The organism is Streptomyces gobiensis (assembly GCF_021216675.1).
Taxonomy (GTDB): Bacteria; Actinomycetota; Actinomycetes; order Streptomycetales; family Streptomycetaceae; genus Streptomyces; species Streptomyces gobiensis.
Genome location: NZ_CP086120.1, coordinates 671,528 through 694,559 on the forward strand (window position 1 = coordinate 671,528; position 23,032 = coordinate 694,559).

The 23,032-nt window shown below is 69.2% G+C and carries 18 protein-coding genes; 4 read left to right on the forward strand and 14 right to left on the reverse strand.

The genetic code is table 11. The features are described from left to right. Window positions 1–7: 7 nt before the first annotated feature. Both test1122_RS03115 and test1122_RS03120 read right to left on the reverse strand, forming a co-directional pair. On the reverse strand, window positions 8–1,465 hold the full coding sequence (locus tag test1122_RS03115; RefSeq protein ID WP_232267610.1) for a lysine N(6)-hydroxylase/L-ornithine N(5)-oxygenase family protein: 1,458 nt from the start codon (window positions 1,463–1,465) through the stop codon (window positions 8–10). Beyond that, the gene (locus tag test1122_RS03120; protein ID WP_232267611.1) at window positions 1,462–2,868 is read right to left on the reverse strand and encodes a pyridoxal phosphate-dependent decarboxylase family protein; all 1,407 of its coding nucleotides are present in this window, start codon (window positions 2,866–2,868) and stop codon (window positions 1,462–1,464) included. Before test1122_RS03120 ends, test1122_RS03115 begins: the two co-directional genes overlap by 4 nt. Before the next feature lie 208 nt (window positions 2,869–3,076). Between test1122_RS03120 and test1122_RS03125 the strand changes: the two genes are divergently transcribed. Then, a complete protein-coding gene (locus test1122_RS03125; protein ID WP_232267612.1) occupies window positions 3,077–3,685 on the forward strand; it encodes a hypothetical protein in 609 nt (202 codons plus the stop codon). Between the two features lie 74 nt (window positions 3,686–3,759). Here test1122_RS03125 and pepN read toward each other — a convergent pair whose 3' ends face one another. The 3 genes from pepN to test1122_RS03140 all read right to left on the reverse strand — a co-directional run bounded on the left by pepN (window position 3,760) and on the right by test1122_RS03140 (window position 7,680). Beyond that, window positions 3,760–6,279, reverse strand: a complete 2,520-nt coding sequence (pepN, locus tag test1122_RS03130) for an aminopeptidase N (RefSeq protein WP_232267613.1) — start codon at window positions 6,277–6,279, stop codon at window positions 3,760–3,762. Between the two features lie 425 nt (window positions 6,280–6,704). Then, a complete protein-coding gene (locus test1122_RS03135; RefSeq protein WP_232267614.1) occupies window positions 6,705–7,010 on the reverse strand; it encodes a chorismate mutase in 306 nt (101 codons plus the stop codon). Between the two features lie 106 nt (window positions 7,011–7,116). Next, complete coding sequence (locus test1122_RS03140; protein ID WP_232267615.1) at window positions 7,117–7,680, reverse strand: GNAT family N-acetyltransferase; 564 nt, start codon at window positions 7,678–7,680, stop codon at window positions 7,117–7,119. A 74-nt stretch (window positions 7,681–7,754) separates the two neighbouring features. Between test1122_RS03140 and test1122_RS03145 the strand changes: the two genes are divergently transcribed. Both test1122_RS03145 and test1122_RS03150 read left to right on the forward strand, forming a co-directional pair. Continuing rightward, window positions 7,755–8,135 carry a VOC family protein gene (locus tag test1122_RS03145; RefSeq protein ID WP_232267616.1) on the forward strand — a complete coding sequence of 127 codons (381 nt, stop codon included), beginning with the start codon at window positions 7,755–7,757 and terminating at the stop codon, window positions 8,133–8,135. A 179-nt stretch (window positions 8,136–8,314) separates the two neighbouring features. Next, window positions 8,315–9,211 carry a hypothetical protein gene (locus test1122_RS03150; RefSeq protein WP_232267617.1) on the forward strand — a complete coding sequence of 299 codons (897 nt, stop codon included), beginning with the start codon at window positions 8,315–8,317 and terminating at the stop codon, window positions 9,209–9,211. A gap of 166 nt (window positions 9,212–9,377) precedes the next feature. On the opposite strand, the gene test1122_RS03155 is transcribed toward test1122_RS03150, so the two are convergent. The 3 genes from test1122_RS03155 to test1122_RS03165 form a co-directional block, all read right to left on the reverse strand. Then, window positions 9,378–10,184 (reverse strand): PPOX class F420-dependent oxidoreductase, encoded by an 807-nt coding sequence (locus test1122_RS03155; protein ID WP_232267618.1) that lies wholly within the window; start codon window positions 10,182–10,184, stop codon window positions 9,378–9,380. Window positions 10,185–10,314: 130 nt separating this feature from the next. Beyond that, complete coding sequence (locus test1122_RS03160) at window positions 10,315–11,415, reverse strand: hypothetical protein (RefSeq protein WP_232267619.1); 1,101 nt, start codon at window positions 11,413–11,415, stop codon at window positions 10,315–10,317. A 6-nt stretch (window positions 11,416–11,421) separates the two neighbouring features. Further along, entirely contained in the window at window positions 11,422–11,646 is a 225-nt protein-coding gene (locus test1122_RS03165; RefSeq protein WP_232267620.1) for a hypothetical protein, read from the reverse strand. A gap of 113 nt (window positions 11,647–11,759) precedes the next feature. On the opposite strand from test1122_RS03165, the gene test1122_RS03170 reads away from it, so the two are divergent. After that, entirely contained in the window at window positions 11,760–12,881 is a 1,122-nt protein-coding gene (locus test1122_RS03170) for a serpin family protein (protein WP_232267621.1), read from the forward strand. Here the strand turns inward: test1122_RS03170 and test1122_RS03175 are convergent. The 6 genes from test1122_RS03175 to gltB form a co-directional block, all read right to left on the reverse strand. Continuing rightward, window positions 12,871–13,695: a carbohydrate ABC transporter permease gene (locus test1122_RS03175; RefSeq protein WP_232267622.1), complete on the reverse strand. Its 825-nt coding sequence runs from the start codon at window positions 13,693–13,695 to the stop codon at window positions 12,871–12,873. The two genes, test1122_RS03170 and test1122_RS03175, sit on opposite strands and share 11 nt — an antisense overlap. After that, window positions 13,692–14,663: a carbohydrate ABC transporter permease gene (locus test1122_RS03180; RefSeq protein ID WP_232267623.1), complete on the reverse strand. Its 972-nt coding sequence runs from the start codon at window positions 14,661–14,663 to the stop codon at window positions 13,692–13,694. Before test1122_RS03180 ends, test1122_RS03175 begins: the two co-directional genes overlap by 4 nt. Further along, a complete protein-coding gene (locus test1122_RS03185; RefSeq protein ID WP_232267624.1) occupies window positions 14,653–15,921 on the reverse strand; it encodes a sugar ABC transporter substrate-binding protein in 1,269 nt (422 codons plus the stop codon). The genes test1122_RS03180 and test1122_RS03185 overlap by 11 nt, the downstream gene beginning before the upstream one ends. A gap of 322 nt (window positions 15,922–16,243) precedes the next feature. Continuing rightward, window positions 16,244–16,699, reverse strand: a complete 456-nt coding sequence (locus tag test1122_RS03190; protein WP_232267625.1) for a hypothetical protein — start codon at window positions 16,697–16,699, stop codon at window positions 16,244–16,246. A 165-nt stretch (window positions 16,700–16,864) separates the two neighbouring features. Further along, complete coding sequence (locus test1122_RS03195; RefSeq protein ID WP_232267626.1) at window positions 16,865–18,343, reverse strand: glutamate synthase subunit beta; 1,479 nt, start codon at window positions 18,341–18,343, stop codon at window positions 16,865–16,867. Then, on the reverse strand, window positions 18,336–22,928 hold the full coding sequence (gltB, locus tag test1122_RS03200) for a glutamate synthase large subunit (RefSeq protein ID WP_232267627.1): 4,593 nt from the start codon (window positions 22,926–22,928) through the stop codon (window positions 18,336–18,338). The genes test1122_RS03195 and gltB overlap by 8 nt, the downstream gene beginning before the upstream one ends. Window positions 22,929–23,032 lie beyond the last annotated feature (104 nt).

The window sequence follows — 23,032 nt, forward strand, 5'->3', positions numbered from 1 at the left end:
CTTGGCATCAGCTGGTGCGCAGTGGGGTGGTTTCGGGTTGTGGGGTCTGGTTCTGGGGAGTGGGCGGGTCGGGCTGGGGGTGTTTGACGCCGAAGGTGGTGAAGGCGGTGCGGTCGGGCAGGGGGTAGGGGTTTTTGCCGGTGAGGGTGTTGAGGATGGTGGCGCTGCGGTGGGCGGCGAGGCCGAGGTCGGGGGTGCCGACTCCGTGGGTGTGGCTTCCGGCGCCCAGGAGGTAGATGTCGCCGGTGACGGAGGGGTCGAGGATGAGGCGGTGCTGGGCGTCGATGCGGGGGCGTTCGGAGGAGTCGCGGCGGAGGTAGGGGTCGAGGGCGGCGAGGATGCGCTCGAGTGGGCGTTCGCGGTAGCCGGTGGCGAGGATGACGGCGCTGGTGGTGAGGCGGGAGCGTTCGTCTTGTTCGTCGTGTTGGAGGTGAAGCTCGATGTGGGTGGTTCCGACGCGGCCTGCGGTGCGGACGGTGACGCCGGGGGTGAGGACGGTCTGGGGCCAGCCGCTGGTGAGGGTGCGCTGGTAGAGCTCCTGGTGGATGGTGTCGATGGTGTCGTGGTCGATGGCTTTGTGCAGCTGCCATTGGCGGGGCAGGAGTTGGTCGCGGGTTTGTTCGGGGAGCGCGTGGAAGTAGCGCTCGTAGTCGGGTGTGAAGTGTTCGAGGCCGAGTTTGCTGTACTCCATGGGGGCGAAGGCGGGGCTGCGGGTGAGCCAGTGGAGGTGTTCTTGTCCGGCGGGGCGGTGTTTGAGGAGGTCGAGGAAGATTTCTGCGCCGGACTGGCCGGAGCCGATGACGGTGACGTGGTCGGCGGCGAGGAGGCGTTCGCGGTGGTCGAGGTAGTCGGCGGAGTGGATGACGGGGACGGTGGGGGCTTCGGCGAGGGGGCGCAGGGGGTCGGGGATGTGGGGGGTGGTGCCGATGCCGATGGCGAGGTTGCGGGCGTAGGAGCGGCCCAGGGCTTCCGCTTCGCCGTCGGTGTCGAGGCGGGTGAAGTCGATTTCGAAAAGGGCTTGTTCGGGGTTCCAGCGGATGGCGTCGACTTGGTGGCTGAAGTGGAGTCCTGTGCCGGATGCGCCGTTGGCCGCGGCGAGCTCCTGGCTGACCCAGCGGCAGTAGGCGTCGTATTCGGCGCGGGGGGCGTGGAAGCGTTCGGCGAAGTAGAAGGGGAAGAGCCGGTCGTGGGTGCGGAGGTAGTTGAGGTAGCTCCAGGGGTTGGTGGGGTCGGCGAGGGTGACGAGGTCGGCGAGGAAGGGGACTTGGAGGGTGGTGCCTTCGATGAGGAGGCCGGGGTGCCAGTGGAAGGCGGGGTTCTGGTCGTAGCTGGCGGTGCGTAGGCCGGGGATGGGGTGGGCGAGGGCGGCGAGGGAGAGGTTGAAGGGGCCGATGCCGATTCCGGCGAGGTCGAGTGGGTGATCGCGGTCGGGTGCGGGGGTGGGGGTGGGGTCGGGTGTGGTCATGGCTGGGGGTGCCTTTCTGGGATGGCGTCGTTGACGAGTTTCAGCAGGGCGGCGAGGTCGCTGGGTTGGGTGTGGGGGTTGAGGAGGGTGGCTTTGAGCCAGCGGCGGCCGTCGAGGTCGGTGCGGCCGAGGACGGCGCGGCCGGTGGTGAGGAGGTGGCGGCGGATGTGGGCGATGGTGGTGTCGCTGGCGCCGGTGGGGCGGAAGAGGACGGTGGAGATGGTGGGGGGTTGGTGGAGTTCGAGGCGGGGGTGTGCGGTGATGAGGTCGGCGAGGTGGTGGGCGGCGGTGCAGGTGCGTTCTATGAGGTCGGCGAATCCGGCGCGGCCGAGGGCTTGGAGGGTGACGGCGATTTTGAGGATGTCGGGGCGTCGGGTGGTGCGGAGGGAGCGGCCGAGGAGGTCGGGGAGTCCGGCTTCGGTGTCGTCGTGGGCGTTGAGGTAGTCGGCGCGGTGGTCCAGGGGCTGTAGGGCGGTGGTGTCGGGGACGGTGAGGAGTCCGGCGGCGACCGGCTGCCAGCCGAGTTTGTGCAGGTCGAGGGTGACGGTGTGGGCTTGGTGGAGTCCGGCGAGGCGGGGGCGGAGGGTGTGGCTGAAGAGGAGGGGTCCGCCGTAGGCGGCGTCGATGTGGAGTTGGGCGCGGTGGTGGTGGGCGAGGTCGGCGATGTGGGGCAGGGGGTCGATGGCTCCGCTGCTGGTGGTGCCTGCGGTGGCGATGATGAGCGTGGGGCCGTTGATGGCGGAGAGGGTGGCGTCGAGGGTGGTGGGGTCGAGGACATCGTGTGGGGTGGGGAGGGTGATGGGGGTGGCGAGGCCGAGGAGCCAGGCGGCGCGGTGGATGCTGTGGTGGGCGTTTGCGCCGCAGATGACGCGTAGTTGGTTGCCGTGGCGTTCGCGGGCGAGGAGGACGCCGAGGTAGTTGGCTTCGGTGCCGCCGGTGGTGACGAGGGCGTCGGGGGCGGGGCCGGTGGGGTGGACGAGGGCGGCGAGCTCGCGGGTGGTGTGGGCTTCGAGTGCGGTGGCGGCGGGTGCCTGGTCCCAGGAGTCCATGGAGGGGTTGAGGACGCTGGCGGCGAGGTCGGCTGCGGCGGCGATGGCCAGTGGTGGGCAGTGGAGGTGGGCGGCGCAGTGTGGGTCGGCGGGGTCGGCGGCGCCTTCGGTGAGGGTGTGGATGAGGGTGCGCAGGGCGGTGTGGGCGCCGGTGCCGTGTTCGGGGAGGGTGGGGGTGGCGGCGGTGTGGACGCGCTGGGTGACGGTGGCGGGGCCGCCTGCGGGCAGGGGGCCGTGGCGGTTGGCGGCGCCACTGGTGAGGGCGTCGAGGACGGTGGCCAGGAGGGGGCGCAGGGCGCGGGGGCCGCTGGTGCCGCCCGCGAGCAGCGTGGGGTCGTCGGTGGGCGCGGGCATGGGGGGCGCTCTTTCTGGTCGCGGCCTGGTGGGGGGCGGGACGCCCTGAAGCTAGGCGGGGTGGTGGGGTGGGCTTGGCGATGTGTGGGGTGGTTCGCTCGAAGGGGGTACTGCCGTGCGGGGTGGGGGTGTTGGATCTGGTAGGGGGCGTTCCGCATTGTCGGTGGAAAACTCCCCGTAGCCATGGGATCACTCCTAGGCTGGGGGTATGAGCGAGTCAGACAGCGGTGAGGCGATGCGGGTACGGGCCGACAGGGTGGCCGCCGCGTTGGTCACGCTTGGGTATGCGCCGCAGCGTGCGGAGGATCCGGCGGCGGACTTTATGGTTCAGCACGCGACGTTGTTGGCGGCGGCGGTGGAGCCGTACCGGGAGTCCGCGGCCGATCCGGCGTCGGGGTACGGGGGGCCGCCGGTGCTGGCGCAGGCTGTGCAGAATGTGCATGGCTGGCCGGCTGAGCGTCATCTGCCGGTGCATGAGCACTTGATTACTCATATTGGGCTGGCGATTCAGTATCTGCACGCGTTGTTCGGTCCGTCGCCGCAGGGCCAGGAGAAGTCGGAGCTGCTGGCTCGTACCCGGAAGTTCATCTATGAGCTGTTGGCTACGGCGGGGCAGACGGAGCATCACATGATGACGGCGCATCTGGGCGGGTCGGGTGAGCCGGGTGTGCCGGGTTCGCCGGGCCGGGGGGTGGTGACGTACGCGGTGGATCCGGATGTGCTGGACCGGATGGTGGTTCAGGCGGCGCGGACGGCGGCGGCGATGCGTGATCATCTGGATGAGGTCGCGCCGAGGGGCGGCGTTTCCCGGGAGTGAGGAAGTGAGCTTTTTACGTCGCTGCCCGGTCCGTGTGGGGTGCGGACCGGGCGGTGTTGTGTGTGGGGGCGGGCTCAGGTGCCGCGTACGTTGAGTGCGCGGCGCAGGTCGTCGAGTTGGTCGGCGAGTGGGCGGCCCAGTGAGGGGGTCCGCTGGGCGGTGTCCAGGTATTTTTCGCCGTGGTGCAGTACGTCGGTTTCCACGATGGACCGTGGGAACGCGTAGTGGCCTGCGAGGTAGGCGATGGATGCGCCGCGTCGGTCGGCGAGGGCGATGGCGTCGTTGAAGTAGCGCTGGGCGTAGGGCCGTACGAGCGGTGTGTGTTCGGGGTGCCAGAAGCCTTGGGCGGTGGCGGTGAACAGGTAGTTGGACAGGATGTCGCTGGTGCCGAACATCGCTTCCCAGGCGGCTGCTTTGGCCCCGGCGCGGGGCAGTGCGGCCCGGCAGCGGGCGGCGCCTTCCTGCCCGGAGGCGCTGGGGTCGCGCTCGGCTTCGGCGCGGATGTCGTTGTCGTCGGCGGCGCCGAGGACGGCGAGCCGGTGCAGGATCTGCCAGCGCAGTTCGGGGTCGAGGCGTGGGCCGCCGGGTACGGTGCCGTGGGTCCACCAGCCGCTGAGGTCGGCGGGGTCGGTGGTGGAGTTGATGTAGCCGCGTACGGCGGTCAGCCGTAGCCCGGGGTCGGTTTCGCCGAGGGTGTCCAGCAGCTGGCGGCAGATGGTGTGCAGGATGTGGAGTGCCTGTTCGCGCTGGTCGGTGGGGAGGTAGCGGTCGGTGAGGTCGTTCCGGGCGAAGGTGAGGACGCCTTGCACGATGGCGTTGTCGGTCTCGTGGGGCAGGTGGGCGCGGGCGGTGTCCAGGTAGTCAGCGGGTGGCAGTTGTGCGTCGCGGACCATGTCGCGGGCGGCGTTCCACAGGACGGCGCGGGAGACCGGGTCGGGCAGACCGGACAGTGACCGGCGGGCGGTGGCCCAGGAGTCCGGGTCGAGGCGGATTTTGGCGTAGCTGAGGTCGCCGTCGTTGAGGAGGAGCAGGTCGGGGCGGGGGCCGGGGAAGGTGTGGGTGGTGTGGCCGTGGTGTTGGGGTACGTCGGCTTCGGTGCGTTCGCGCAGGACGAGCTGTCCGGGGTCGGTGGGGGCCTGGTCGTACATGCCGAGGGTGATGCGGTGGGGGCGGCTGCCGTGGTGGTGGAGGCGGAGTTGCCAGTGCCGGGTGGTGTCGTCGGTGGCTGCGTCGGTGATGTGGGGGGTGAGGGTGTCGACGCCGGTGGTACGGAGCCAGTGCTGGGCCCAGGTGTGGATGTCGCGGCCGGAGGCGCGGGCGAGTGAGTCGAGGAAGTCGGCGAGCGTGGCGTTGCCGAAGCGGTGCTGGGCGAAGTGGTCATTGATGCCGGTGAGGAAGTCCCGGGGGCCCAGCCAGGTGACGAGCTGGCGGAGCGCGGAGGCGCCTTTGGCGTAGGAGATGCCGTCGAAGTTGAGGCGTGCGGAGGCCGTGTCGGGGACCTTGTCCGGGTCGGGGGCGACGGGGTGCGTGGAGGGGCGCTGGTCGGCGTCGTAGCCCCAGCTTTTGCGGGCGATGGCGAAGTCGGTCCAGGTGTGGGTCCAGCGGGTGGCTTCGGCGAGGACCTGGAAGCCCATGTACTCGGCGAAGGACTCGTTCAGCCAGATGTCGTCCCACCAGCGCAGGGTGACGAGGTCGCCGAACCACATATGGGCCATCTCGTGGGCGATGACCATGCCCCGGCTCTGCCGTTGGGTGTCGGTGACGGCGGAGCGGTAGATGAACTCGTCGCGGAAGGTGACCAGGCCGGGGTTTTCCATGGCGCCGGAGTTGAATTCGGGGACGAATGCCTGGTCGTAGGAGTCGAAGGGGTAGGGCTCGTTGAAGAGTTGGTGGTAGCGGTCGAAGCAGCGGCGGGTGATGTCGAGGAGTTCGGCGGCGTCCCGGTCGAGGTGTTCGGCGAGGGATTGCCGTACGTGCAGGGCGAAGGGCAGTCCGGCGTGTTCGGTGCGCCCCGAGTGGTAGGGGCCTGCGGCCACCGCCATGAGGTAGGTGCTGATGGGCGGGGTGGTGGCGCACTGCCAGCGTCCTGGCTGCCCGGGGACACGGGTGGTGATGCCGTTGCCCAGGACGGTCCACTGGGGTGGTGCGGTGACCGTCACGGTGAAGGTGGCCTTGAGGTCGGGCTGGTCGAAGCAGGCGAAGACGAGGGGGGCGTCGGACTGGCAGCACTGGGTGTAGAGGTAGCTGCGGCCGTCGGCGGGGTCGGTGAAGCGGTGCATGCCTTCGCCGGTGTGGGAGTAGCGCATGTCCGCTTCGACATGGAGTTCGTGGTCGCCTTCGGTGAGGCCGGTGAGCTGGATACGGCCGTCGGCGAAGGTGGTGGTGTCGAGTTGCTGTCCGTCGAGGGCGGCCCGGCGCAGGGCGGCGGGCCGCAGTTCGATGAAGGTGTCGCCGGGATGGCGGGCGGTGAAGCGGACGCTTGTGGCGGAGCGGAAGATTTCCTCGCCGCAGGTGAGGTCGAGGTCGATCGCATAGCTGTGGACGTCGAGGAGGTCTGCTCGGGTCTGCGCTTCATCGCGCCTCAGTACGGACATGGTGCCATGCTGCCGCACGCGGTTGCCCGCCCGCAGCGTCCGGGAACCCTGGTGCGGGGTGGGCGTAGGCGTCGTGGTTAAGGCGGGTGGGGGTTGCCTTGCGGGGTTGAGCTACGAAACCTGCCGCTGGGGCGGACGCAGGCGTCGTGGCTACGAACCCTGCTGCGGGGTGGGCGTAAGCGCCGTGGCTACGAACCCTGGTGCGGGGTGGGCGTAGGCGCCGTGGCTGAGGTGGGTGGGGGGTTGCCTTGCGGGGTTGAGCCACGAACCCTGGTGCGGGGTGGGCGTAAGCGCCGTGGCTACGAACTCTGCTGCGGGGTGGGCGTAGGCGCCGTGGCTGAGGTGGGTGGGGGGTTGCCTTGCGGGGTTGAGCCGCGAACTCTGCTGCGGGGTGGGCGCAGGTGCCGTGGCTGAGGCCGGGTGGGTCAGGAGCGGGCGATCGTCTCGTGGTGGCGGATCACTTCGGCGATGATGAAGTTGAGGAGTTTCTCAGCGAAGGCGGGATCGAGTTTGGCGTTCTCGGCGAGCTGCCGCAGTCGGGCGATCTGCCGGGCCTCGCGGGCCGGGTCGGCGGGCGGCAGGGCGTGGTCGGCTTTGAGGCGGCCGACTTGCTGGGTGGCTTTGAAGCGTTCGGCGAGCATGTACACCACCGCCGCGTCGATGTTGTCGATGCTTTCCCGTAGCCGGGTGAGTTCGGCTTGGACGGACGGGTCGATCTCGCGGTTGGTCATGGTGTCTGACCTTAGACGGGACGTGAGGGGTGCGGCCCGCGTGTCCACTTTTCGGATGATGTGGGCACGTGGGCTGACGGGGCATCCCCTCCCGGGCCGCTTCGGGTCAGAGTTCGCCCAGTGGGTGCCGTTCGGCGAACTCTGGCGCCGTTATTCCCATGACCACGAGATCGTGGTGGCGGCCCGCGAAGAACTCGTGGTCCCGCAGTCGGCCCTCCTCAACGAAGCCGAGCCTGCGGTGGAGGGCGAGCGACGCCGCGTTGTACGCGTATATGGCTGCCTCGCACTTGTGGTATCGCCGTTCACCGAACATGAAGCGCAGCAGCAGCACGACTGCCTCCGTGGCATACCCCCGACGCTGGTGGTCCCCGCTGATGCCGATGCCGTAGCTGAATCGGCCGGCGCGTAAGTCGGCGTCGTGGGTCGAGACAGCGCCGACCAGCACTCCGGCATCCAGCGCGTCGATCGCCAGGCGGAAGCAGTCACCGGTGGGCTTGGCGGCGGCCTGCTCGGCCGCCCACGCGCGGTAGCCTCCGGCCGAGCGCGGTGGGTGGAGCAGGTCCATTGACCGCTGGTGCTCCGAGTATGCGTCAATCCGCATGAACGCTTGCCAGTCCTCGGGCTCGATGCCACGCAGCCGTACCCGCCTGCCCGTCCAGAAGGAGCTCATCCTGTTATCTCAGCAAGCTTCCACGGTCGCGTCCAAGGATTTCAGGCACCGGGGAGGGTTCTAGGCTCGGCGGCATGATCGCGACGTTGCAGTGCACCGTTATCGACTGTCCGGACCCGGCGGCGCTTGCGCGCTTTTACGCCGAGATCCTTGGCTGGCGGGTGGATGAGAGTGACCCCGACTGGGTGACGCTCACCGCCGCTGGTGGACAGCGATTCGCCTTTCAGCGGGCCGTTGACCACCGCCCGCCGCGCTGGCCCGATCCTGAGTTTCCGCAGCAGTTTCATCTGGACTTCGATGTGCCCACCCGTGACGATGTCGAGCGGGCTCGGGAACATGTCCTGGCGTTGGGCGCGTCCTTTCTCCATGACAGCGGCGGACGGCGCTCAGGGTTTCTGGTCTTCGCTGATCCTGCGGGCCATCCCTTCTGCCTCTGCTACGGCCAGCTGGCGTAGGTCCCACAGCCGCAGTGGCTTTGTCCATGGAGCGCTGAGCGATGGCGCGGCGGGTCGGTTCACCCGCCGTGTCGGGCTGGCTCCGATGCGTTTCCGGGGTCAGCGGCCCTGGGGGCGTGGGCGGCAGAGCGCCCGTACAGTGGGCAGGGGAGCGGGGAGCACAGAGACGGGGTGGTGGTATGGGGACCGGGCGGGAGGTCGAGCGGGGTTTTCCGCATCTGGACACCGTGCGGGCGTCGGTCACCGCGCTCTACAAGCGGCTGTCGTATGACACCGTGCGGACGTTCGATGTCAGTGTGGCACCCGGTGAGGTGGCCTTCTCCGATGATGATGAGCTCTATCTGGGGGTGCAGCGGATCGCCCGGGTGATGGTGCGGCATCTGCGGCTGCCGGACGCCCATATGATCGTCAGCTTCCGGGAGATGGAGCATGCCGCGCATGTGGAGCTGGCCGCGGGGCCGGAATACTTCATCGAGCTGAACTCCCGCTTCAAGAAGCACCGCCGGGATATCGGCGCGGCGCTTGCCCATGAGGTGATGCATGTCTATCTGCACCGCCTTGATCTCGGTTTTCCCGGCCATCGGGACAATGAGATTCTCACCGACACCGCCGCGGCGTATCTGGGTGCGGGCTGGCTGCTGCTGGATGCCTTCCGGCAGGACTCGCTGACCTCGCAGAAGCTGGGCTATCTCACCCCGGAGGAGTTCGGCTACGTACTGGCCAAGCGGGCGGCGCTGTTCGATGAGGACCCGGCGATCTGGTTCACCAGCCCGCAGGCGTACGAGGCGTATACGGCGGGCCGGGATCTGGCCCGCCGTGACACACACCGTCCGCCACTGACCACCGCCGGGTGGGTGGGCCGCCGCCGCTACGCCAGGGAGCGCCGCTGGGCACAGAGCCACTCCTTGCCGGAACCGGTGCCGGGGGGCGACGGTCTCTACACCTTCGAGAACAACTCCCCGCTGCGGGTCTCCTTCGACTGCCCCACCTGCCATCAGCGCATCCGGGTGCCCGTCCGTGGCCGGGTGCGGGCGCGCTGCGGGCTGTGCCGCACGGTGCTGGAATGCGATACGTAGGCCGATACGCAGGCCGATACGCAGCACTGGCGCGATACGTGGGCGCTGTGCGCCGGTGCTGGTGCTGGTGCTGGTGCTGGTGCTGGTGCTGGTGCTGGTGCTGGTGCTGGTGCTGGTGCTGGTGCTGGTGCTGGTGCTGGTGCTGGTGCTGGTGCTACGGGAATGCTCATTCCGGCAGCGTGGGCCATACCTCGAAGTGCACGGTGCCGCCGGTCTTCTTGCGCAGCAGTACCTTGTGGGCGAGCGGCACCACGATGCCGTGCAGCAGTGGGTGTTTGGTGCGCAGCAGCCGGGCCGCGTAGCGGGCCTCGGCGCCCGTCAGCCGCCGTGCCCGGGCGGCCATCGTTGGGCCCGGGTGCTTGCCGCGTGCTGTGCAGGGGGCGATCAGCACATCGGGGTTGTGCGCGATCCGGCGGGTCTTGAGGGCGTTCTCGAAGGTGCGGATGTACGCCCGCTCTCCGTCGACGGCGAGGCTGACCGGGGTGCGGCCGGGGTGGCCGTGCTGGTTGTAGGTGGCGAGCAGCACGGTCTTCTGCCGGACGTATGGGGCCAGTTCGGGGTGGGCCGCGGTGCGTACGCCGCCGACGACCCAGCCGAGCTGGCGCAGCCGCAGCGCCAGGGCGAGGGCGACCGCCGCTGAGGCCAGGGCGAGCGCCGCGATGTGCCAGTTCTGGCCGCCGTGGTCGAGGTCGACGGCGTGGTTGATGGTGTGGATGGTGTTGCCGAGCAGGAAGCCGGTGAGTGCGGTGGCCAGGGCGTCGTACCAGATGCAGGCGAGCAGCAGCGTGGTGGCGAGGCCGAGCTGGAAGGCGCCGATGTCGTGGAGAAAGTGCTCGTGGTAAGGGAACTGGACGGCGGTGGCGAAGGAGCGGGGCCACAGCAGGGACCAGAGCCCGGCTGTGCCGGTGCCGAGCCCGGCCAGCAGGGCCACTGTCACCACGAGTCCCCGTCCCCGGGCGCCGTCGTCTGTCATCGTGCCACCTCCGCCGTCGGGCCGGTCGCTGTCCCGGCCCGTATCCACTGGTATCTGCCGGTACCTATCGGTGTCTATCTGACGGATCGGCGGTGGCGCGGTGTGACATGAGGCGGCCCGGGCCCCTGGCTCAGCCCGCCTGGTTCTGGAAGGCGGGCAGGGCGAAGATCCGTTCCTTGGTGGGGTCGTCCATCAGCTCGACGAGGGGGATGACCGCGTCCCACAGGTCCTGTTTCGCCACCTCCAGGGCCATGGCGGCCAGGTCGGTGTCGGGGAGTCGGCCGGCGGCGGCCGCGACGCTGTGCCGGGAGGGTTCGGGCAGCAGTTGGGCCAGGGGCAGGAACTCTGCCCAGAGCCCGGTGGTGGCGACGGCCCGTACGATCTCGCCGAGTACGGACTCGTCGCGAAGCGCGGGCAGGACGGCCACCGTGCGTCGGTCATCGTCGTTGAGGAGTGCGACCAGGGGCAGCAGTGACTCCCAGAGGTCCTGTTCGTGTGCGGCTCGTACGAGGGAGTCAAGCCGGGGTTCGGGCTGGTGGGCGGCGAGTGCGGCGATCTCGGCGCGGCGTTCACCGCTGGCCATCGCGGCGACGGCCAGCGCCTCGGGCCACAGTCCGTCGGCTGCGGAGCCGATCAGGGATTCCAGCCGTTCGCTGCCCAGCAGTGCGAGGACCGGGTCGAGGCGTTCGGGTGTGTCGATGAAGTAGCCGATGCGCAGGATGGCCGGGTCGTCGATCAGTGTGATGATGCGCTCAAGCGCGGCGTCGCGCAGGTGGCCGACGAAGCGTCCCATGGTGAGGTGGTCCGCGCGCTCGGCGAGGGTGACGGCGATCCGTACCACCAGGTCTTCGTCGAGCCGGTCGACGATGTCCTGGATGCGGCGTGGGTCGAGGTGGGCGCAGGCCTGGGCGGTGAAGGAGACCGGCAGCTTGTCGATGATGTCGGCGGCCCGGGCTGGTTCCAGCCGCCCGGCGACGGCGGCTGCCAGTTGGGGTCCGAGAGCCTTCTGTGAGATGGCGGCGGCTACCGCGGTGGGTACGAGCTTGGTGGCCCGGGCGATCCGGTCGAGCAGGTCGGGGGCGCGGTCGTGGAGCGCGGCGGCGGTCTGTTCCCGGAAGCGGCGCAGCTCACCGGCGGGCAGGGTGCGCAGGAAGGCGAGCTCTTCGGGGTCGTCGATGGAGAGCAGCCGGGCGATCTTCTGGCTCTCGGCGCGGTTGCGGAGGGTGTCCACTGATGGTCACCGTCCCTTGAAGAGGATGCGGCGGACGGGCCCGCGGGCGAGTGCGGGGACCAGTTTCAGGGCCTCTTCGGCGGCTTCTTCGAGCCCGTCGGCGCGCCGGGCGTGCTCCTCGCGCAGGGCGCTGGTGAGGCGGGCGAGCTGGGCGGGGTCGAGTCCGGCGAAGCTGTCGGGCGGCGCCGCGCTCAGTTCGTCTCCCAGTGGTGCCAGTGCTTCGGTGGTCATTCGGGGTCCTCCCGGGACAGGGAGCGTGGCTGGCGGGTGCTGTTGAGCCTGCTGGTTTTTTGACTATTAGTCAATAAGCTGGCGGACAGGGACGATGACGTACGGTCGACGCCATGACGCAGGCTGCTTTTGTCGACCATGGAACGGTGATCCGCTCGCTCGCCGAGCGCTGGCTGCGGATGGTTGCCGAGGACAGCGAGGTCCGTGCTGGGGGCGGTGACTTCGTGTGTTCGCCAGCGGGGCTGTGGCTGGCGCTGACGGCGGTGGCGGCGGGGGCACGCGGTGAGACCGCTCAGGAGCTGCGGGAGCTGCTGGGCGCCGCCGGTGCGGAGGCGGCCGGTTCCGCCACGGCCGTGGCCCGGGGGCTCGCGGCAACGGAAGCGCTGACGGTTGCGACGGGCGCCTGGGCGCGTACGCCGGTGTACCGGGCCTTTCGTGAGTCGCTGCCCGATATCGGCGTCGGGCAGTTCGATCCGGCCGACACCGCGCCGGTCGAGACCTGGATCCGCGAGGAGACCGGTGGGCTGATCGGCGAGCTGCCCGGCACGCCGGATGAGGACACCCTGCTGATGCTGGTGAACGCCTTGGTGCTGACCGGCCGTTGGGAGTCGCCCTTCCCCGGCGCGGACACCGGCCCGGCGCGGTTCACCGACGCCAGCGGTGGGCGGCACGAGGTGGAGACGATGCACCAGACGCTGCCGCCCGCCGATGCCTGGGCCGTCGGGTCCACCGCGGTGGCTGAGCTGCGCTGCCGGGCGGGCAGCGGCAGGCTCCCCGCCCGGGCCCGTTTTGTGCTGGGCCCGCACGGTGCTTCCGCCGCGGAGGTGCTGCCCGCCGCTTGGGCGGCTGAGCCGGCGCGTACGGCGTTCGACGCCGATGAGGTGCGTATCGCGCTTCCCCGCTGCTCGCTCCGTACGAGCCTGGACGCGACCGGTCATCTCGCCGGGCTCGGTGTGCACTGGGCCACCAGTGACGAGGCCGACTTCGCCGGGATGTCGCCGGAGCCGCTGAAGGTAGGGCAGGTGGCGCAGGAGTCGGTGATCAAGGTCGCGGAGAAGGGGGTGGAGGCGGCGGCCGCGACGGCCGTGATGATGGCCATTCCCGCGGGCGTGGCGCGGCCCCGGCGGATCGAACGCATCGCCTTCGACCGGCCCTTCGGCGTTGTCGTCCTGGACGGCAGCGGTTCGGTGCCGCTCTTCGCCGGCTGGCAGGCGACGGCCCCGGTCAGCCCTTGACCGCTCCCGCCGCCAGGCCGGAGGAGAGCCGGCGCTGGACGAGGACGAAGAAGACCAGCACCGGGAGGGTGATGAGGGTGGAGCCCGCCATGACCGGACCCCAGTCGTTGGTGTGCTGGCCGAAGAAGCGGTGCAGTCCGACGGCGGCGGTGTACTTGCTCTCGTCCTGGAGGAAGGTGAAGGCGAAAATGAACTCGTTCCAGGCGACGATGAAGGAGAAGATGCTGGTGGCGACCAGGCCGGGAGCCACCAGGGGAAGCAGGACCGAGCGGAACATCCTCGGCCAGGAGCAGCCGTCCAGATAGGCCGCCTCCTCGACTTCCTTCGGTACGGCGGCGACGAAGCCGCGCAGCATCCAGATGGCGAACGGCAGTGAGAAGGCCAGATAGACCACGGTCAGGCCGAGCAGGCTGTTCAGCATCTCCAGATGGCGCATCTGTACAAAGAGCGGAATGACCAGGGCTTCCAGCGGCACCATCTGCACGATGAGCACCATCACCAGCACCGCCGTACGGAAGCGGAAGGTGAAACGGGCGACGGCCACGGCCGCCAGCAGGGAGAGCAGTCCGGCGAGCAGGATGGTGCCGAGGCCGACCAGCGCGGAGTTGGCGAGGAAGCGCCCAAAGCCGCCCTCGTCGAAGACGAAGCGGAAGTGGTCGAGGGTGAAGCCGCTGGGGAGGAACGAGCCGCCGCGGGCGCCTGCCTGGGGGTCGAGGGCGGAGGTGACCATCCAGTACACCGGCAGGATCGTGAAGGCGAGCAGTGCGGTGACGGCCAGGGCGGTGCCGGAGCGGTGCGCGAGGGTGGGTCTCACAGCTCCTCGCTCTCCCGGAACAGGGTACGGATGTAGACGACCGTGATGCCGAGGAGCAGCAGGGTCAGCAGGACGGCGATGGCTGAGCCCATGCCGTACTGGCGCTGGGCGAAGGACTCGACGTAGGACCAGACGCCGAGGTTGAGTACGTCGCGGTTGACGCCGCTGCCGCCGGGCATCAGGTAGAGCTGTACGAAGACCTTGAAGTCCCAGATGGTGGACAAGATGATCACCACCATGAAGACCGGTTTGATGGACGGCACCGTGATGGTCCAGAACCGCTGCCAGGCGTTCGCCCCGTCCACGATGCCCGCCTCGTGGAGCTCGCGGGGGATGGTCAGCAGCCCGGCGAAGACGGTCACCGCGACAAACGGGAAGCTGTGGTGGACGACGTTGAGGGTGGCGATGGCGTAGAAGGAGAGCCGGTCGGTGAACCAGTTGGTGTCATTCGGGTCGACGATCCCGAGGCCGCCGAGTGTGTGGACGACGGCGCCGTTCAGCGGATCGAAGAGCCAGATCCAGACGTAGGTGCCGGTGACGGCGGGCATCGCCCAGGCCATCATGATCACGCTGGCGCAGATCATCCGCGAGGTGTTGCCCAGCCGCTGGAGCAGCAGGGCGACCAGGGTGCCGAGGATGACGGTGAGCGAGACACAGGCGAAGGCGAACAGGACCGTATTGGGCAGGACGGTGGTCCACAGATACGACTGGCCCAGGATCTCCCGGTAGTTGGCCAGGCCGTTGTAGTTGGTCTCACCGCTGACGATCTGGCGCAGACCGTAGTCCTGGAGGGACATCCAGACCACTCGGGCCAGCGGCCACATCAGCAGCCCTGCCACGGCGAGCAGGGCCGGGGTGAGCAGCAGCCAGGGTCTGATCGTCCGGCGGCGCCGGGCCTGGCGGGCGGCCGGGCTCAGCGCCGGGGCGGGGCGTTCGGATGCGGCTCGTACCCGGGTCTCAGTTGCCAAAGGTCTTGTCCATGTCCTTGGCGGCTGCCTCGGTGGCCTGCTTGACGCTCTGCTTTCCGGAGAGGATGGCCTGGAGCATCTGGGCCAGGGTCTTCTTGCCCTGGATTTCGCCGTACTTGGGGGTGACGGGCACGGTCTTCCCGGCCTCGGCCATCTGCTGGGCGAAGGGGGCCACCAGTGGGTCGCCTGCCCCGCGTGCCTTCTCCACGAGGGAGCTGCGCCCGGCGAAGTAGCCGGACTGCTCGGCCCACTGTTCGGCGTATCCGCTGGTGGCCATGAGCCTGATGAATTCCCAGGCCAGCTCCTGGTTCTTGCTCTCGTTGAAGACGCTCAGATGGGAGCCGCCGAGGAAGGAGGGGCTGATTCCGCCGTTCGGGCCGGGGATCGGCGCGGCGGCCAGTTTGCCCTGCAGATCCGGCTTGTCCTCGACGATCGCGGCCGGGGTCCAGCTGCCGGAGACCGCCATGGCGACTTTGCCGCGCTTGATGTTGTCGACGAGGTCGGCCTCGTTCCAGGTGGTGGCCGCCTTGGTGGAGGTGCCGTCCTTGGTGGCGAGCCCGGTGTAGAACCGCACTCCCGTGACGGCGCGCGGTGTGTGGACGGCGCCCTTCCAGGCGCCGCCGGTCTCGGTGGCGAGCTCGCCGCCCGCGCCCCAGATGAAGGCGTCAAGGATGTACTCGCTGTCCCCGATGACCGGGAAGGGGATCATCCCGGGTTCTTTCCTCTTGAGCTCCAGGGCGACATCCCGCAGCCGGTCCCAGGTGGTGGGTGCCTTGAGCTGGTACTTGTCGAAGATGTCCTTGCGGTACAGCAGGGCGCGCACTCCCCCGTACCACGGCATGCCGTAGAGCTTGCCGTCCAGGGTGCCCGCTGCCCGCAGGGCCCCGACCAGGTCGTCGTCGAGACCGGCCGCCCTCACCTTGTCGGTGAGCTCGGCCAGCGCTCCGGCCTCGGCGAACTCAGCCGTCCAGGTGGAGCCCACCTCCGCCACATCCGGTGTGGTGCCCCCGGCGATGGCCTTGGTGAACTTGTCATGGGCGTCCGGCCAGGGCACGTACTGCACCTTGAGCTCGGCGCCCGTCCTGTCCTGGAAGACCTTGCTGACATCGGCGAAGAAGGGCTTGGAATCGGGGTTGGTCCCCTCCATGATCCATACGGTGAGCGACTCGCCCTTGCCGCCGCCTCCGCTGCCGCAGGCCGCCAGTACGAGAGACGAGGCCGACAGGATCACGGCTACGGTGATCACAGGCTTCTTCATGGCCGGACTCCTCAAGGTGAGGAACTCAGCGTAAGGCCATGAGCACCGATGGTGACGGCGCGGGTTGCTCCATCCAGCGGTCCTGGCCCGACGACCACGGAAGCGGGCACCTCGGGCGGTTATCCCCAGACCCTCCCCCAGCTACCTCCCCCAGACTCCGTCTGGGAGGTGCCCCCAGGAGGTGCCCCCACCTTCCCGGAACTGGGGCTCGCGCCCCCGGCCCACGGCTGGGCCCGCGTCCCGGGCGGAGACCGGGTGGCGGGGTGTGCCCCGGGCCCCGGCCGAGGTCGCAGTCTGAGCGGAGGCCCGGGCCACCGGGCAGCTAGCCCTTGAGCAGTTTCTCGCCGATGGCGGCGTCGACGACTGTGCGGTCGTCGAGGCTCTCCTTCAGCTCTACCTTGACGTCATCGGTGACCAGCTGCTCAACGCAGAAGTCGACGTCCTTCGACTGGGCCCAGCCCGCGACGATCACAAGCTTGTCCGACTCCCGGAGATGGACGCCGTGGTCCTTGTCGCAGGCCCCATGGCCCACGGTCACGGTGAAGCTCATGCCATCAGCGGCGAGCTGCTTCGCGCCCTCGAGCGGCAGCATGTCGTCAGGCCGTCCCTTGACCGGGTCCACCTCGGGCCAGTCCCGCTCGATCGTGTCCGCCCGCTTCTCAAAGCGGGTCTGTTCCCTGTCATCCGTGTCGTCCGTGCTTACGGTTTCGCCGCTGGCGCAGCCCGCTGTGAGCGCGGCCGCCGCTATCAGTCCGAGTGCCGCCATCCGCCGTCGCATCGTGGTGCCTCCTTGTGGGGGGGTGCCGGTGTGACGCGGTGGCCATGATTCCGGTTCCGGCAGCAGAAAACCGCGGTGTCCGCCCTCGGTCGGGGGTGAGGGCGGACACCGCGGCGGTGTCCGTACGTCGTTGTACGGGACAGTCAGGGCCGGATCAGAGCCGGGTCACACCGCGAGCGCGCGGTCCGTCGGCTTGACCGGCGCGTGCAGCGTGCTGGCACCGGTGAGGTAGCGGTCGACACCGCGGGCGGCGGAGCGGCCCTCGGCGATCGCCCAGACGATCAGGGACTGGCCGCGGCCCGCGTCACCGGCGACAAAGACGCCGTCGACGTTGGTGGCGTACTCCGCGTCCCGTGCGACGTTGCCGCGGGCGTCGAGCTCCAGGCCGAACTGTTCGACCAGCCCGTTGTCCTGGTCGATGCCGGTGAAGCCCATGGCCAGCGTGACGAGCTGGGCCGGGATCTTCCGCTCGGTGCCCGGCTTCTGCTCCAGCTTGCCGTCGACGAACTCGACCTCGACCATGTGCAGCCACTGGACGTTGCCGACTGCCTCTCCCTCTTCAGGGGCGGAGCCCTCGAAGTGGGTGGTGGAGACGGAGTAGACCCGCTCACCACCCTCCTCGTGCGCGGAGGTGACCTTGTAGAGCATCGGGAACGTCGGCCACGGCTGGTGCGGGGCGCGCTCCTCCCCCGGCTTGGGCATGATCTCCAGCTGGGTGACGGAGGCCGCACCCTGCCGGTGGGCGGTTCCGACGCAGTCGGCGCCGGTGTCACCGCCGCCGATGACGACGACATGCTTGCCCTCGGCCGAGACCGGGGAGGTGATGTAGTCGCCCTCCTGGACCTTGTTGGCCAGCGGCAGATACTCCATCGCCTGGTAGACGCCCTTGAGCTCACGCCCGGGTACGGGCAGGTCGCGTGCGGTGGTGGAGCCAGCGGCGATCACGACGGCGTCGTAGCGCTTACGCAGATCCGCCGCGTTCACATCCCGGCCGATCTCGATGCCGGTACGGAACTTGGTGCCTTCCGCACGCATCTGCTCGATACGGCGGTTGATGTGCCGCTTCTCCATCTTGAACTCGGGGATGCCGTAGCGGAGAAGGCCTCCGATGCGGTCCGCGCGCTCGTAGACCGCCACGGTGTGGCCCGCGCGGGTGAGCTGCTGGGCGGCGGCCAGCCCGGCCGGTCCGGAGCCGATGACGGCCACGGTCTTGCCGGACAGCCGCTCCGGGGGCTGCGGGGTGACATCCCCGCTGTCCCACGCCTTGTCGATGATGGTGACCTCGACGTTCTTGATGGTCACCGCGGGCTGGTTGATGCCCAGCACACACGCGGATTCACAGGGAGCCGGGCACAGCCGCCCGGTGAACTCCGGGAAGTTGTTGGTCGCGTGCAGCCGCTCGCTGGCGGCCTCCCAGTCCTCCCGGTAGGCGTAGTCGTTCCACTCGGGGATGAGGTTCCCCAGCGGGCAGCCGTTGTGGCAGAACGGGATACCGCAGTCCATGCAGCGCCCGGCCTGCTTGCTGATGATCGGCAGCAGCGAGCCGGGGACGTAGACCTCGTTCCAGTCCTTGACCCGCTCTTCGACCGGCCGGGTCTTGGCGACCTCACGGTCGGTGGTCAGGAAGCCCTTGGGGTCAGCCATTGATCGCCGCCTCCATCATCTTCTCGTGGGTCTCGGACTCGGTGAGTCCCGCTCGCTCGGCGGCGTCCTTGGCGGCGAGCACGGCCTTGAAGGTGGGCGGCAGGACCTTCTTGAAGCGGGTCACTACCGTGTCCCAGTCGGCGAGGAGCGCACCGGCGACGGTGGAGCCGGTCTCCTCCTGGTGGCGGCGCACGACATCGTGCAGCCACCGCTGGTCGTCGGCGTCCAGCGGCTCGACGGCGGACACCAGATCGCGGTTGACGTTGTCGGCGTCCAGATCGATGACGTAGGCGACGCCGCCGGACATGCCGGCCGCGAAATTACGGCCGGTCTCGCCCAGGACGACGGCCTTGCCGCCGGTCATGTACTCACAGCCGTGGTCTCCCACGCCCTCGGAGACCACGGTCGCGCCGGAGTTACGGACACAGAACCGCTCGCCGACCCGGCCGCGCAGGAACATCTCGCCGCCGGTCGCGCCGTAGGCGAGGGTGTTGCCCGCGATGGTCGAGTACTCGGCGAGGTGGTCGGCGCCCCGGTCCGGGCGGACGATGACCCGGCCGCCGGACAGGCCCTTGCCGACGTAGTCGTTCGCGTCGCCCTCCAGCCGCAGCGTGACACCGCGGGGAATGAAGGCGCCGAAGGACTGTCCGGCCGAGCCGGTGAAGGTGATGTCGATGGTGTCGTCGGGCAGGCCCGCACCACCGAACTTCTTGGTCACCTCATGGCCGAGCATGGTGCCGACGGTCCGGTTGATGTTGCGGATCGCGATCTGGGCCCGTACCGGCTGGGCGTCCTCCACCCGGTCGGCGGCGAGCGCGTCGGCGGCGAGCTTGATGAGCTGGTTGTCCAGCGCCTTCTCCAGACCGTGGTCCTGCTCGGTGATCTGGTACCGGACGGCACCCTCGGGCAGCTCGGGCACATGCAGCAGCGGCGCCAGGTCCAGGCCCTGGGCCTTCCAGTGGTCCACGGCGCGGCTGGTGTCCAGCAGCTCGGCGTGGCCGATGGCCTCGTCCAGGGTGCGGAAGCCCAGCTCGGCGAGGAGCTCACGGACCTCCTCGGCGATGAACTCGAAGAAGTTCACCACGAACTCGGCCTTGCCGTTGTAGCGCTCACGCAGCACCGGGTTCTGGGTGGCGATGCCAACCGGGCAGGTGTCCAGGTGGCACACCCGCATCATGACGCAGCCGGAGACCACCAGGGGCGCGGTGGCGAAGCCGAACTCCTCGGCGCCCAGCAGCGCGGCGATGAGCACATCGCGGCCGGTCTTCAGCTGGCCGTCGGTCTGTACGACGATCCGGTCCCGCAGCCCGTTGAGCAGCAGCGTCTGCTGGGTCTCGGCCAGGCCGAGCTCCCAGGGTCCGCCCGCGTGCTTGAGCGAGGTCAGCGGTGAGGCACCGGTACCGCCGTCGTGGCCGGAGATCAGCACCACGTCGGCGTGTGCCTTGGAGACACCGGCGGCGACGGTGCCGACGCCGACCTCGGAGACCAGCTTGACGTGAATACGCGCCTGGGGGTTGGCGTTCTTCAGGTCGTGGATCAGCTGGGCCAGGTCCTCGATCGAGTAGATGTCGTGGTGCGGCGGCGGCGAGATCAGCCCCACTCCGGGTGTGGAGTGCCGGGTCTTGGCCACCCAGGGGTAGACCTTGTGACCGGGCAGCTGGCCGCCCTCGCCGGGCTTGGCGCCCTGCGCCATCTTGATCTGGATGTCGTCGGAGTTGACCAGGTACTCGCTGGTCACACCGAAGCGCCCGGAGGCGACCTGCTTGATGGACGAGCGGCGGGCCGGGTCGTAGAGCCGCTCGGGGTCCTCGCCGCCCTCACCGGTGTTGGACTTCCCGCCCAGCTGGTTCATGGCGATGGCGAGGGTCTCGTGCGCCTCCTTGGAGATGGAGCCGTAGGACATGGCACCGGTGGAGAAGCGCTTGACGATCTCGGAGACCGGCTCGACCTCATCGATGGAGATCGGCTCGCGCTCGCCCTCCTTGAACTGGAACAGGCCACGCAGCGTCATCAGCCGCTCGGACTGCTCGTCCACCCGCTGGGTGTACTGCTTGAAGATGTCGTAGCGGCGGGAGCGGGTGGAGTGCTGCAGCCGGAAGACCGTGTCCGGGTCGAACAGGTGAGGCTCGCCCTCGCGGCGCCACTGGTACTCGCCGCCGATGTCCAGGTCACGGTGGGCCGAGGCGATACCGGAGACCGGGTAGGCCTTGGCGTGCCGGGCGGCGACCTCCTTGGCGATGACATCCAGACCGGCGCCGCCGATCTTGGTGGTGGTGCCGTGGAAGTAGGTGTCGACGAAGGACTCCTCCAGGCCAACGGCCTCGAAGACCTGCGCGCCACGGTAGGAGGCGACCGTGGAGATGCCCATCTTGGACATCACCTTGAGCACGCCCTTGCCGAGCGCCTTGATCAGGTTCTTGATCGCGGTCTCGGGCTCCATGTCGCCCGGTAGGAAGGTTCCGTCGCGGACCAGGTCCTCGACGGACTCCATCGCCAGATACGGGTTGACGGCGGCGGCGCCGTAGCCGATGAGCAGTGCGACATGGTGCACCTCGCGCACATCCCCGGCCTCCACCAGCAGACCCACCTGGGTGCGCTGCTTGGTGCGGATGAGGTGGTGGTGCACGGCGGAGGTGAGCAGCAGCGACGGGATCGGCGCGTGCTCGGCGTCCGAGTGCCGGTCGGAGAGCACGATGATGCGGGCGCCGCCCGCGATAGCGGCGTCGGTCTCGGCGCAGATCTCGGCGATACGGTCCGCCAGAGCCTGGCCGCCGCCGCTGACGCGGTAGAGGCCGGAGAGGGTGCTCGCCTTCATGCCGGGGCGGTCGCCGTCGGCGTTGATGTGGATGAGCTTGGCCAGCTCATCGTTGTCGATCACCGGGAAGGGCAGGGTGACGCTGCGGCAGGACGCCGCGGTGGGCTCCAGCAGGTTGCCCTGCGGGCCCAGCGAGGAGTGCAGCGAGGTGACGAGCTCCTCGCGGATCGCGTCCAGCGGCGGGTTGGTGACCTGCGCGAAGAGCTGGGTGAAGTAGTCGAAGAGCAGCCGGGGCCGGTCCGAGAGCGCGGCGATCGGCGAGTCGGTGCCCATCGAGCCGATGGGCTCGGCGCCGGCCTTGGCCATCGGCGCGAGCAGGACACGCAGCTCTTCCTCGGTGTATCCGAAGGTCTGCTGGCGGCGGGTGACCGAGGCGTGGGTGTGCACGATGTGCTCACGCTCGGGCAGGTCGGCGAGCTTGGTGAGCCCGGCAGCCAGCCAGTCCTGGTAGGGCTGCTCGGTGGCGAGGGCGGCCTTGATCTCGTCGTCCTCGATGATGCGGTGCTCGGCGGTGTCGACGAGGAACATCTTGCCGGGCTGCAGGCGGCCCTTGCGGACGACCTTGGCCGGGTCGATGTCGAGGACGCCGACCTCGGAGCCCAGGACGACCAGGCCGTCATCGGTGACCCAGTAGCGGCCGGGGCGCAGACCGTTGCGGTCGAGGACCGCGCCGACCTGGACGCCGTCGGTGAAGGTGACACAGGCGGGGCCGTCCCAGGGCTCCATCATCGTGGAGTGGTACTGGTAGAAGGCGCGGCGGGCCGGGTCCATCGAGTCGTGGTTCTCCCACGCCTCGGGGACCATCATCAGCACGGAGTGCGGCAGTGAACGGCCGCCGAGGTGCAGCAGCTCCAGCACCTCGTCGAAGGAGGCCGAGTCGGAGGCGCCGGGGGTGCAGACGGGGAAGGTCCGCTCCAGGTCCTTGCCGCCGAACAGGTCCGTCGCCAGCTGGGACTCACGGGCCCGCATCCAGTTGCGGTTGCCCTGGACGGTGTTGATCTCACCGTTGTGCGCGACAAAGCGGTACGGGTGGGCGAGCGGCCAGCTCGGGAAGGTGTTGGTGGAGAACCGCGAGTGCACCAGCGCCACAGCGGTGGCGAAGCGGCGGTCCGACAGATCCGGGAAGAAGGGCTCCAGCTGACCGGTGGTGAGCATGCCCTTGTAGACGATGGTGCGGGCCGACAGGGACGGGAAGTACACCCCGGCCTCGCGCTCCGCGCGCTTACGCAGCACAAAAGCGGTGCGGTCCAGCTCAATGCCGGTGCGGGCGCCCGCGCTGTGCTTGTCGGAAACGCTGTGCTTGTCGGAAACGAAAAGCTGACGGAAGGCGGGCATGGTGGCGCGGGCACCGTTGCCCAGCAGCTCGGGGGCGACGGGCACGTCGCGCCAGCCAAGGACCTTGAGCTGCTCCTCGGCGGCGATTGTCTCAATCTGCGAGACGGCCTTGGCGGCCTCTGTCTCATCAGCGGGGAGGAAAGCGATACCAACGGCGTAAGCACCGGCGTTCGGCAGCTCAAAGGAGACGGTTTCGCGCAGGAACGCGTCCGGAACCTGGAGCAGAATGCCCGCGCCGTCACCCGAGTCCGGCTCGGATCCGGTGGCGCCACGGTGTTCGAGATTCCGCAGAACGGTCAGCGCCTGCTCAACGAGCTCATGGCTCGCCTCGCCGGTGAGGGTGGCCACGAAGCCGACACCACAGGCGTCGTGCTCGTTTCGGGGGTCATACAACCCCTGCTGGGCAGGGTAGGCCGCCATTGACGCTGCACGCATCGGCTCTCCCGTCGTCGTCGTGGCAAGTGCTGTACCAAGGGACGACGTTGGCCCTGGCGTAAATTTTCGTGCAGGTTACATGATGGGCAGCTTCCCGAGAAGTG